Source organism: Nonomuraea sp. SBT364, assembly GCF_001083785.1.
Taxonomy (GTDB): Bacteria; Actinomycetota; Actinomycetes; order Streptosporangiales; family Streptosporangiaceae; genus Nonomuraea.
Map to the genome: position 1 here is coordinate 75,833 of NZ_LAVL01000023.1, position 11,459 is coordinate 87,291.

The window sequence follows — 11,459 nt, forward strand, 5'->3', positions numbered from 1 at the left end:
CAGTATGCGCGAGCCCGGACCGGTTGTCCTGGCCCGGGCAGTCCTATGAAAACCGGACGAGTGGCTGCGGTCGTGACGCTTGCGCAGGCTGGGGCCATGAGCGAACCCGGAACTGTTCTGATCACCGGTCCGACCCGCAATCTGGGCCGCCACGCCGTGCCGGCCATGGCCGACCGCCCGCACGGGCAGCGGCCCGACCTGCTGCTGGTCGGCCGCGCCGGGCGGGACCTGACCGCGGTCGCCGGCGAGGTCCGCGCGCGCGGCGCGCGCGTCCGGGAGATCGGCTGCGACCTGTCGCGCCTGGCCGACGTACGTGCCGCCGCAGCCACCGTGCGCGAGCTGCTCGCCACGGGCACGGTTCGGCCGCTGCGCGCGCTGGTCGCCAACGCCGGCGCCATGTCGGCCGACACGCGGCGGGCCTCGCCCGACGGCTACGAGATGACGTTCGCCGTCAACCACCTCGCCCATGCCCAGCTCATCGGCGACCTGCTCGACTCCTTCACCGCCCCGGCGCGGATCGTGCTGCTCGGCTCGAACACCTATCACGCCAACTTCTGGCGCAAGCTGCTGGGTGTGGCCGGGGCCAGGTGGGCCGACCCCGTCGAACTCGCCCGCCCGGCCACCGGGGAGCTGCCCCCGGGCAGGACCGCCTCCGCCGTCGCCTACTCCAACGCCAAGCTGGCGATCCTGTACTACGCCCATGAGCTGCAGCGCCGGGCCGGCGCGGGGATCAGCGTGTCGGTGTTCGAACCGGGCTGGATGCCCGGCACCGCGCTCGGCCGTGAGGCTCCCGAGGCGCTTCAGGCGGTGGCCTGCGCCCTGGGCCGCGTCCCCGGCGTGTCGACGCCGCGACGCTCGGGTCCGCTGCTGGCCGCGATGGCCCTCGACGACCAGTGGGCGCACTTGCGCGACGGCGCGTTCGTGGTGAGGTCCCAGCCGGCCGAGGTGCGGCCGGTCGCCCACGACCGCGACCGGGAGCAGCGCCTGTGGGAGGCGACCGCCGAGCTGTTGAACCGCGCGTGCGCGTCGCAGTAGTACGTCATCCGCCACCAGCCTCGGGGTCGCCGGGGAGGGAGGGCCCGGACTTCTGCAGCCGTACCGGGCCCGGCCCGCTGCCCCGCAGGGCGTCGTCGGGGTTGAGGAGCAGGCAGGCCCTCATGGACAGGCAGCCGCACCCGATGCAGCCGGTGAGCTCGTGCTCAAGGCTCTCGATGGCGCGGCGGCGTTCCTCCAGTTGCCTCTTCCACATCCGGGAGACCCGCTGCCAGTCCTCGTGGGCGGGGGCGCGGTCGGTGGGGAGGGTGGCGAAGACCTCGGCGACGTCCGACAGCGGGATGCCCAGGCGCTTGGCCACGATGATCAGGGATATCCGGCGCAGCATGTGCCGGGAGAAGATCCGCTGGTTGCCGGTCCCGCGTTCACTGAAGATCAGACCCTTGCGCTCGTAGAAGTGCAGCGCGGAAGCGGACACGCCGGTCCGGCGGATGATCTCACCGATCGTGAGGCGGTCGTCCGGACTGGCGCGCACGGCATCTCCCTGCTGCGGTCAGACGGTCCGATGGTCAGGCGGCCTGCCGGGGCCCGGCCGGGCCCCGGAGGATCAGGACGCCCACGATGACCGACAGTACGAGACAGAGCAGGGCGACGCCGAACTGTGTCATCTGCCAGGACCAGGTGAAGGCGTCCAGTTCGGCGGCGGCCCCGGCTCCGGTGGTGACCCGTCCGGCGCTGACGGCGGCGGCGCGGTCCCCGTCTCCCAGCCTGGTCGCCAGGAGGCCGATGAGCGAGGCGCTGAACGCGGCGATCACGAGCGCCTCGGCGGCCCCGCGCAGGGTGTTGATGAACCCGGCCGCCATGCCGACGGCGTCGGCCGGGACCAGGGCCATGGCCTGGCCGTCGGTGATGCCGAAGGACGCCCCCATGCCGACGCCGATCAACACCAGCGGTGCCGCGACGGCCGAGACCGCGTCGCCGGCGTTCAGCCCCGTCAGCCACAGGTTCCCGGCCACGACCAGCGCCAGCGCGACCATGATCAGAAGCCGGGCCGAGACGCCCTTGTTCACCAGGGTCACCGCGACCATGGGCACGATCAGCACGGGAGCGGTCAGCAACAGCATGGCCACGCCCGCGGCCGCCGGGGAGAGCCCCGCCGCCGCCTGCAGGTAGGTGGGCAGGAAGACCAGGACGCCGAGGAACCCGATCGAGGTGGTCAGCGTCGCCAGGCTCCACCCCAGGAAACCGCGGTTGGCCACCAGCGAGGGCGCCAGGACCGGAGCGGCACTGCGCCGCTGCGCGACACCGAAGATCACCAGGGCGGCCAGGCCGGCGATCCCGGTGACCAGGACGAGCGGGTGGGCCCAGCCGCGTGCGGGCGCCTCCAGGAGCGTGAACATGAGCAGCGCCAGCGCGGCGATGAACAACGCGCTGCCGGCCCGGTCGACGGGACCGGCGCCGCTCGCGCGGGACTCGCGGGCACGGGTCGCGCCCAGGGCGATCAGCAGGCCGATCACCGTGAAGATCGCGAAACTGCCCCGCCACCCGGTGGCGGTGATCAGCGCGCCCGACAGGGTGGGACCGATGGCGATGCCGATCCCGGCCATGGTTCCCATCAGCGCGAAGGCCCGGTTACGCGCCGCACCGTCGTAGCTGGAGGCCAGGATCGCGCCGCCGGCCGCCATGATTCCCGCCCCTCCGGCGCCGGAGACGATACGGGCGACGTCGGTGACGACGATCTCCGGGCTCAGAGCCGTCGCGAGGAACCCGGCCGCGAAGACCAGCGCCGCGACGATGAACACCCGGCGGCGGCCGACCCGGTCGGCGGCCGAGCCCGCCACGAGCGTCATGGCCGCGAAGGCCAGGTTGTACCCGGCGACCACCCAGTTCAGCGCCGCCCCGGAGACGTCGAGATCACGGCCCATGCTCGGCAGCGCGACCGCGGTCCCCGAGATGGACATCGCCACCAGGACGACGCCGACCAGGACCACCGGAAGCGTCAACGGTGACCGCCGGTCCGCCGAGGCCGGGCGCCGAGAGGAATCTGCGGTTGTGGTGTCCATGCTGTTCGCTCTCTCTGGACTGAAGGTCGACAGCGAACAGCCCACCAGCTCAACCGCGGTTGAGGTCAAATGCCCAGGTCAGCCCGCACGCGCCCGGCATTTTCGCAGGCCGGACGGCCCCATATTGCACCGAGTGGTGCAAAACCGGTAGCGTGCCCGTATGGCAAGGCCGAGATCATTCGATGAGGACCGGGTCCTGGACACCGCGATGCGCACGTTCTGGGCGAACGGCTACGAGTCGACCTCGACCAGAGATCTGTGCGAGGCGCTCGGCCTGGACCGCAGCAGCGTGTACAACGCCTTCACCAACAAGCGTGAGTTGTTCAAACGCGCGTTGACCCGCTACATCGACGCCACCACCGCCGACCAGCTGCGCATTCTTGACGATCACACGCTCCCGGCGATCGAGCGGATCCGCGCGCTGTTCGCCGGGATCCTCCGGACTGAGGCGGCGAACCGGCGCGACGGCTACGGCCTCGGCTGCCTGACCGTCAACACCACGATGGAGCTCGCCGGGCGCGACCCGGAGATCGCCCTGATGCTCGATCGCGACACCGGGCGCAGGGTCGCCGGCCTGAGCGCCGTCATCGAGAGCGGGCAGCGCGCCGGTGACATCGGCTCCGCCCGCGATCCCGCCGACCTCGCCAGGTTCGTCAACGCCGTGATCGCCGGGATCCGGGTGGCCGCCCAGGGCGGCGCCGGCGACGCCACCATCGAGGCCATCGCGGCCACGGCCATGGACGCCCTGGCCTGACCCCTGCTTTTTGGTGCCCGAGTTCTACACCGATTGATGCAAAAAGGAGCCCCCTTGCCCAGAGCCGTCTATGTCCTGGCCATAGGCATCTTCGCCATGGTGACCAGCGAGTTCGCCGTCGGCGGCCTGATGCCCGAGATGGCGGGCGGACTGGGCGTGACCATCTCCCAGATCGGCTACCTGATCACCGCCTTCGCCGTGGCCATGTCGGCGGGCGGGCCGCTGATGACCGTCGCGCTGGTACGGATACGCCCGAAACCCGCGCTCATGCTGCTGTTCGCGATCTTCCTGGCGGGCAATGTGCTAGCGGCCGTCGCGCCCTCCTACTCGATCATGATGGTCGCGCGCGTCATCACCGGCGTCGCCTCCCAGGCGTTCTTCGGGGTCGCCATCTCGGTGGCCGTCCAGCTGAGCCGCCCCGAGGTACGCGGCCGCGCCCTCGCCGTCGTCCTGAACGGCTTGATGCTCGGCACCCTGCTCGGGCTGCCGCTGTCCACGCTGATCGGCGGGCAGCTCGGCTGGCGCGCCGCCTTCTGGGCCGTCGGCGCCCTGACCGTCGTCGCCGCCCTCGCCACCATGACGGGCGTTCCCCGGCTCGGGCGCGCCGACGGCGGCAACACCGACTTCCGGCAGGAACTGGCGGTCTTCAGGAACGACCGGCTGTGGCTGGCGCTGTCGACCAGCACCCTCATCATCGGCGCGACCTTCGCCGCCTTCAGCTATCTCAGCCCGATCCTCACCCAGGTCACCGGCTTCACCTCGGGGGCCGTTCCCTTCCTGCTCGTCGCGTACGGCGCGGCCACCGTGATCGGCAACTACCTCGTCGGACGCCTGGCCGACCGACACACCATCGGCGTCCTGCTGTCCGGGCTGATCCTCAACACCATCTTCCTGGCCGCATTCGCGGTCTTCGCCCACCTCAGCGTCCCGGCGGTGATCGCCATGCTGGGCGTCGGGCTGGTCGGCGTGACCATGAACCCGGCGATGGCCGTACGCGTCCAGCGCGCCGGCAACCCCGGGCCGCTGGTCAACACCGTCCACGCCTCGTTCATCACCCTCGGCGTGATCATCGGCTCGTCGGTCGGCGGGCTGGTCATCGACGGCTTCGGGCTGCGCGCTCCCCTCTGGCTGGGCGTCGCGCTGGCCGTACTCGGGCTGGTGTCCCTCCTGCCCGAGCTCGCCCGTACCAGAGCGCGGTCAACGACGGACAGCCCCGCCCTGGACCGCGCCGGAGCCGCCACCCCCCGCTGACGCCCCGCGGCGTTCACCGCCGCGCAGGTGCCCGAGAATCAGGCTCACCACCTCGTACGGCGCCTCCAGGTGCATGTCGTGCCCGGTGGCCATGTCGGCCAGGGAGAGCAACGGAGTTCGCGCGGCGGCCTCCGTCAGCTCACGGGAGAATCCGCGGACGTAGGCGTCGAAGGCCGCCGAAACGTCAGGGGGCAGCATCGCGCTCAGGTCCGAGCCGGTGGAGGAGACGACGAGGAGGGGGCAACGGGCCGCCCGGTAGACCGGGATGAGGTCGAGGGCGTCCATCTGCGCGATGAAGTGGGTCAGCTCCGGATCACCAGCCGTCTCCCCCGCGAGGAACGCGCGCATGGTGCGCTCCGCTTCGACCGGGTCGATCCCGTCGAAGGGGCCGGTGGGATTGGTGTGCCCGTCCAGATTGACCGCGAGCGGGCATTCCGGATGCTGCGCGGCCCACAGGGCCGCGACGATGCCGCCGAGGGAGTGCCCGGCCACCGCCGGGTTCTCCAAGCCGTGGTCGTCGATCGCCTCACTCAGGTGTTCGACGGCTCCGGCCCAGGACCAGGTGCCGAGCTCCGGCAGGTCGACCGCCACCGCGCGCACCCCCGCCGCCTCCAGCAGGGGCGCGGCGAGCCGCCAGTCCGTGGAGGTCCGCCCGCCACCGGGCAACAGGATGATCTGGTGCATCGTGCCACTCTCCCGGCCCGAGGGCGGTCACGGCAAACGCCGCCGCCGCTGCACGCGTCAGCAGCCCACTCTCCGGGTGCTCAGCGCGATGTCGTCCATCCACACGTCGTAGCCGGCGGGGGTCGGGTTCGCCTGGTAGAGCTGCCAGCCCAGCTTGACGGTGTCGAACCTCGGGAACACGAAGTCCACCGGGTTGCCGCCGTGCTCCCGGGTGGACACGGTGAGCTCCGGCTTGGCGACCCCGTCGAACCACAACGAGATCCGGTTGTCGGCGGCGTCCATGTGCCATTCCACGCAGGTCCATGCCCCGGCGACGGAGGGGGCGGTGGTTCGCCAGTTCGTCCAGTCCCCGGTGGGGCCGCCGTCCGCGCCGACGCCCCAGTACGCGGCTCCCCCGTGGGGCGGCGGGGCGTACTGACCGCCGAGCGGACGGACGATCTCGGGCCCGTCTCCGGTCGCCTCGACCAGCGTGTAGTGCGCCCAGGCCGGCGCGGTCGGGAACGCCCCGGCCCGCAACCGTACGCGCCCGTAGAAGCTGTTGCCCGGCGCGGCGAAGTCGTCCACCTTGAGGAACGCGCGGCCGTTGCCTTCGGTGTGCACGCGCAGCACCTTCTGCCCCCGCCGGCCGCGCTCGACGGTGAGCGTGCCGTGCTCGGTGTCGATTCCCCAGCGGAGGCTGCTCGCACCGCCGACGGCCATGGCCTGGAAGTCCTCGCAGAACAGCAGGTTCGCCTTCGCGCACGTACGGGTGCCCGTCTGAGCGGAGGCGGGTGGGGCCGCCGAGGCGGCCAGCGGCACCATCAGGAAGGACACAACGGCGCGGGCCAACCATGTACGCACGACGACTCCCTTGGACGCGGATGTGGATGAGCGGGAGTACGGTACGCCATCCGGTGCGGACAGGAGGGCGCGCGGCGACGGCCCCCGGCAACGACGCTGGTGGAGGCGCTGCGGCCGGGGAAACTTTCAGCGGACGGGCCCCCGCCCGGCGGAATGCTCCCTCATGACGCCGGCCCGGTCAGCTGGGCGTGGAGCCGCTTGCACTCGTGGACGAAGCGGCTCGTCCGGCGACTTCGCGCGAACTCGCCGATGACCGGGATCTCCCCGCGCGCGCCGGTCCAGCGTGCCACGTCGGCGGCGAAGGCGACGAGTTCGGTGTGGGTCACGGTGACGCGCCGTCCCTTGCCCGGCAGCATTTCGGGCAGCAGGGCGCGCAGGATGCGCCACACCTCCTGGTGGCCGCCGGCGTCGGCCAGCCCGGTCAGGGCCGTGATGGCGCCGCGGGTCTCCAGCCACGTGCGGCGCAGCACCAGCGCGAGCTGGCGGCCGATCGCCTCGGCGGGCAGCTCGCCCCTGGCCGCCATGCTCAGGACCAGCGGGACCATACCGGGCACGCTGTCGGCCAGCAGGAAAGCGAGTATCACCCCCGTGGACTCCCCCATGGGCCCCTGGGCGATCTCCAAGCCGGTGATCTTCGTGGGCGTCACTCTCGCGTCCCAGCGGGAGCGCAGCAGGAAGGGCAGGAAGTTGACGGCCACGACCTCGCGGTGCGATGGCAGCATGGCGGGCCACGCCTCGGGTGTGCCGCCGTATTCTTCGACCCTCCAGTCGAACGGCTGGCGCAGCAGCACCTCGTCGATCAGCCGATGGCCGGTCGGGGCCGTCACCCGCAGCACCGGCTGCAGCCTGACCTCGGTGAAGTATTCCGGTTCGCCGTCGCCGAACTCCACCATGGACGCGTCGACCATGTGGCGCCACACGTGGCCGCACTCGGGGTCGGCCATGCCGTCACCGGCGAGCCAGCGAACGGCCGAGCGCGCCGCCTCCGAGTCGACCTTGGCGGCCCGGTCGGCCGCGGCCCCGTGGCAGCCTCGGGGCAACCGCAGCAGCGCCTGCGCCAGGTCGGCCGGGGGTGGCTCGACGCCGGCGGCGGCGCAGGTCTCCAGCCGGTCGATCAGCACGTCGGGGTCGAGGTGGCCGCTCATACAGGTCGGCGTGGCCAGCAGCACCGGCGGCAGGGCGCCGTTGCGGAGGGCCTCGGCGAGTTCCGCGTAGCGGTACAGCAGGAAGTCGTGGAGCGGGGAGACGCCATGGGGATGGGGCAGCTGGTTGCGCCGCCGCCACTCGTCGTGCTCGGGCAGTTCCTTGGGCTGGTAGGAACGCAGCCGGGGAGGGACGAAGACGACGGTCACCCGCACCAGCGGCTCGTCGGGGCGGGGCGGCGGCACCCGGTCCCCCGCCCGCATCGCCGCGATCCGGGCGGGGTCCACGCCGAGCTCGGCCATGCGCTCGTAGGCGTCGTCGAGGATCCAAGGCGGCATGGCCGCCACCGAGTCGTCGTACAGGACGCCGGGCCTCGCCCGTACCGGACTGAGCCGATCCGGTCCGTAGCCGCCGTATTCCTCGTCCTCCTCGTCCTCCTCGTCGTCGTGACGCGACGGCTCCTCGACGTCGGTGGGGGAACCGTTCAGGTGGATCCGGCCCCCTGCGAAGGGGATCTGCCGGTCGCCTTCGCGGGCCACCGCCCCGTCCGGGCCGTCGTCGCTGGTCCAGGTGATGAAGATGGCGCGCAGCGGGGCGTCGTCGTCGAGATAGCGGCCGGGCCGGTAGCCGCCGATCACCGTGATGCGCCGCGGCGACGGCTCCGGGCCGGGCTCCTCGCCCCGGATGAGCTCGCGCACCCTCACGGAGTGGTTCGCCCTGTCCCAGAACCTCTCCGGGCCGATCGGCGGCAGCTCCGGCACGCTGCCGGGGGTCACGAGCTCGGCCGCCAGCGCCGACTGCCAGTCGCCGGGGTCGACACGCACGTCCCTGGACCGCCAGTAGCCCTGGTCCTGCTCGACCTGGCGCTGGAGCTCGCGGCGCAGTGCCGCCCGGTCGCCGGCTGTCCCGGCGACGAAGGCCGCCAGCCAGCGCTCGCGCTCGACCCAGCGATCATGGGAGTCAGGGAAGATCCCCGGCTCGGGGAACGGCCGCGCCTGCGGCGGCTCGGGCAGCGGCGGGAACTCCTTCCGCGCCGCCGGTTCCTCGACCGGGATCTCCCCGCCGAACCGCTCGGCCAGCTTCGCGCCCAGGTCGGCGGGGAGGTGGCGGACGCCGTCGAGGATCGCCCCGGTGTGGCCGGCGAACAGGCCGGCGTGCTTCAGGGTCAGCTCGACCGCGCGGTTGCGCACGTCGAAGGACTTGTGCGCGTAAGCCGTGGTCAGCGCCGTCACGAAGTCGGCGGCCACCTCGGGGGCAGCCCGGATCGCCTGGTCGAGCCAGCGCAGGCCCGTGGCGGCCAGCTTGGCCTCGTCACGGAAGGTGAGCGCGTCGACCGCCTCGACCAGGTCGGCGTGGTCGAGCTGCGTCGCCCCGCGCACCTGCCCGGCGGCCAGCTCGGCGACCGTCCCCGGGGCCGACGGCAACAACCGCAGGTAGTCGCGCAGGCGGGGCGCGGACTCCTCGGGCGTGGGGTCGAGGAGCAGGTGCAGCCGGACGAAGAACCGCAGGTCCTGCGCCTCGCCTCCGCGCAGGAAACGGCTCACGCAACCGTCGAGCGCCTGCTCCCTGGGCAGCTCGCGGGCGGCGGCGGCCAGCCAGCCGCTCGGCCGGGGCTCCAGCCGCTCGTCGCGGAGGGCGCGGCCCGCGCCGTCAGCGGTGAAGACACGAGGCAGCAACGCGGGGGTCAGCGGGTCGTCGGCCACGCTCGGCGCGGACAGCCACGCGGCCACCAGCGGATCGTGGTCGGGCGGCACGGCGCCGGACTCCCGCAGCAGCGCCACGGCCAGCGGCGCGATGCGGTCGGCGGGACGGCGCACCCGCTGGGCCAGCCGGACCGCGACCTCGCGACGCCACTCCAGGGGGCGGCCGGCCGCCACCCGGCACACCTGGGCGACGTCGGGGGCCGCGGCCCAGCGGCGGTTGACGTCACGGCCGGTCATCCACGTCACGGCGGCCGCCGGGCCGGTGATGACGCCGACGCCGGTCAGCAGCAGCGCGCCGGCCAGTTCGTCGAGCAGGCTTCCGACCTCCCAGGACGCCATCTCCTCGAAGTCGTCGGAATGCTGGGCGCGCACCCGCTCGGTGCGGGCGCGGCGCAGCTCCTTGACGAGGCCGGGCAGCCGCCCGCCCAGCTCGGCGCGCTCCTCCTCGGTGAGCGTGACCAGCCGGTCGGCGAGGCGGGTGACCTGGTTGCGGGCGACCAGGTCGCAGAGCTCCGTCCAGAGGGTCATCGGGAGACCTCCACGGCGGCGCGGGCGACGATCCGGGCGGCCAGCACGTGTTTGCACGGCCCCCGGGAGCCGTGATGGTCCCACCACCACTCGCACGTGCAGGAGTCGTCGGCCAGCGAGACCCGCCGCGCGCCGCCCGAGGTGCGGACGGTGGCCAGCTCGCCTTCGAGGTGTACGGCGCCCGCGTCGACGAGCTTGCGCGCCTTGGCCAGCCGAGGGTTGAGCAGGATCACGTTGTCCTTGTCGTAGGGCAGCTCACGGTGGAAGTGGGCGGCCTCCGACAGGTCGTAGCCGACCCGGCCGGCGACGCCGAGCCGCGTCAGCGCGGCCCGTACCCGGTCAGCGGGAATGCCCGCGCGGCCGGCCAGCAGGCCGATCTCGACCTCGGGCTCGAAGTTGAGCAGCATGCCCACCACGTCGGCGTCGTTCTCGGCCTCGTCGGTGGCCAGGTCGTCGAGCACCGCGCCCTCGCCGGAGAAGCCGCGCCAGCGCTCGGGCGAGAGCGTGAGCGTGTAGCGCATGCCCGGAAGCTCCAGCTCCCAGGCGCTGGAGGCGGCGTCGGCCGGACCGTAGACCCGCAGGGACTTCGCGAAGCGCAGCAGCGGCAGAAGGGTGCCGAGCCGGTTGGGGCCGGCGAGCTGGACCGAGCCCGGGAGCCGGCGGTCGGCGACCTTCAGCTCACGCCCCGCCTGCGCCACCCACACCGTGCCCTTCTTGGGCAGCCCGCGCAGGAACCGCACCGCCGCCATGCCGGCCAGCTCCCCCCGCTGGTCCATGCCCGAGGCGATGACCTGCACCTCGGCGAAGCCGCGTAACCAGCGTTCGGGCAGCGGCACCTTCTTCTCCACCACCGCGCCGTCCATCGTGGTCACGACCAGCTCGTCGAGCCCGACGCCCAGGTGCAACGGGTCACGGGCGCCGATGCGCGCCAGCGCCTCCCGCAGCGGCGCGTTCACGTCGACGTTGGTGGTGCCCCGGTCGAACACCTCGCCGTCGAGCGCGCCGTCCAGCAGATCGAGCCGCGCGTACACGCCGCCACAGGCCGAGAACGACTCGAACCGCAGCCGGTCGCCGTTGCACGTCACCACCGGGTCACGCACCCAGGCGGGCCGCGCCTGCGGCTGGTGGTAGCGGGCCAGCGCCACGGCGGCGACGCCGAGCAGGCCCGCCGCGGCGGGCGCCGCCTGCGTCACCACGCCGCTGAAGAACCGGGGGGCCACGGCGGGGCCGGACAGGGCCCGCCCGCCGGAGGTCGCGAAGCCGAGACGACCGTCGACGAGAGAGGAGGGCGCGGCGTACGTGTACGCCTGCGTCGCTGAAGTCATGGCCGGGACAGTAGATCAGCCCACCGACAAACCGGCGCGGTCGGATCGGCTCAGGCGGAGGGAAGCGAGGGAGGCGCGGTGCTGTCGCGGATGACGAGTTCGGTGGCGAGTTCGACGCGGTTCTGGGGTAGTCGCTCGTTCTGGGCCAGCGTCAGCAGCATCGTGGTGGCCGCGG

The 11,459-nt window shown here is 72.8% G+C and carries 9 protein-coding genes; 3 read left to right on the top strand and 6 right to left on the bottom strand.

Features of this window, described 5'->3' with window-relative positions; all coding sequences use genetic code 11:
• Window positions 1-96 precede the first annotated feature (96 nt).
• Complete coding sequence (locus ADY59_RS14205; RefSeq protein WP_049562298.1) at window positions 97-1,035, top strand: SDR family NAD(P)-dependent oxidoreductase; 939 nt, start codon at window positions 97-99, stop codon at window positions 1,033-1,035.
• A 4-nt stretch (window positions 1,036-1,039) separates the two neighbouring features.
• Here ADY59_RS14205 and soxR read toward each other — a convergent pair whose 3' ends face one another.
• Together soxR and ADY59_RS14215 are read right to left on the bottom strand one after the other, a co-directional pair.
• Window positions 1,040-1,528 carry a redox-sensitive transcriptional activator SoxR gene (gene soxR / locus ADY59_RS14210; protein WP_049562300.1) on the bottom strand — a complete coding sequence of 163 codons (489 nt, stop codon included), beginning with the start codon at window positions 1,526-1,528 and terminating at the stop codon, window positions 1,040-1,042.
• A gap of 34 nt (window positions 1,529-1,562) precedes the next feature.
• Window positions 1,563-2,996 (bottom strand): MFS transporter, encoded by a 1,434-nt coding sequence (locus tag ADY59_RS14215; RefSeq protein WP_053174749.1) that lies wholly within the window; start codon window positions 2,994-2,996, stop codon window positions 1,563-1,565.
• A 220-nt stretch (window positions 2,997-3,216) separates the two neighbouring features.
• Here ADY59_RS14215 and ADY59_RS14220 point away from each other — a divergent pair, with 220 nt between their 5' ends.
• Both ADY59_RS14220 and ADY59_RS14225 read left to right on the top strand, forming a co-directional pair.
• Window positions 3,217-3,810, top strand: coding sequence for a TetR/AcrR family transcriptional regulator (locus ADY59_RS14220; RefSeq protein WP_049562302.1), 594 nt, complete (start codon window positions 3,217-3,219; stop codon window positions 3,808-3,810).
• A gap of 54 nt (window positions 3,811-3,864) precedes the next feature.
• On the top strand, window positions 3,865-5,061 hold the full coding sequence (locus ADY59_RS14225) for an MFS transporter (RefSeq protein ID WP_049562304.1): 1,197 nt from the start codon (window positions 3,865-3,867) through the stop codon (window positions 5,059-5,061).
• On the opposite strand, the gene ADY59_RS14230 is transcribed toward ADY59_RS14225, so the two are convergent.
• The 4 genes from ADY59_RS14230 to ADY59_RS14245 form a co-directional block, all read right to left on the bottom strand.
• Window positions 5,008-5,745 (bottom strand): alpha/beta fold hydrolase, encoded by a 738-nt coding sequence (locus ADY59_RS14230; protein WP_049562305.1) that lies wholly within the window; start codon window positions 5,743-5,745, stop codon window positions 5,008-5,010. The two genes, ADY59_RS14225 and ADY59_RS14230, sit on opposite strands and share 54 nt — an antisense overlap.
• A gap of 57 nt (window positions 5,746-5,802) precedes the next feature.
• A complete protein-coding gene (locus ADY59_RS14235; RefSeq protein WP_049562307.1) occupies window positions 5,803-6,585 on the bottom strand; it encodes a hypothetical protein in 783 nt (260 codons plus the stop codon).
• Between the two features lie 161 nt (window positions 6,586-6,746).
• Entirely contained in the window at window positions 6,747-9,959 is a 3,213-nt protein-coding gene (locus ADY59_RS14240) for a DUF6493 family protein (RefSeq protein WP_049562309.1), read from the bottom strand.
• Window positions 9,956-11,284 carry an SWIM zinc finger family protein gene (locus ADY59_RS14245; protein WP_049562311.1) on the bottom strand — a complete coding sequence of 443 codons (1,329 nt, stop codon included), beginning with the start codon at window positions 11,282-11,284 and terminating at the stop codon, window positions 9,956-9,958. The genes ADY59_RS14240 and ADY59_RS14245 overlap by 4 nt, the downstream gene beginning before the upstream one ends.
• Between the last annotated feature and the right edge of the window lie 175 nt (window positions 11,285-11,459).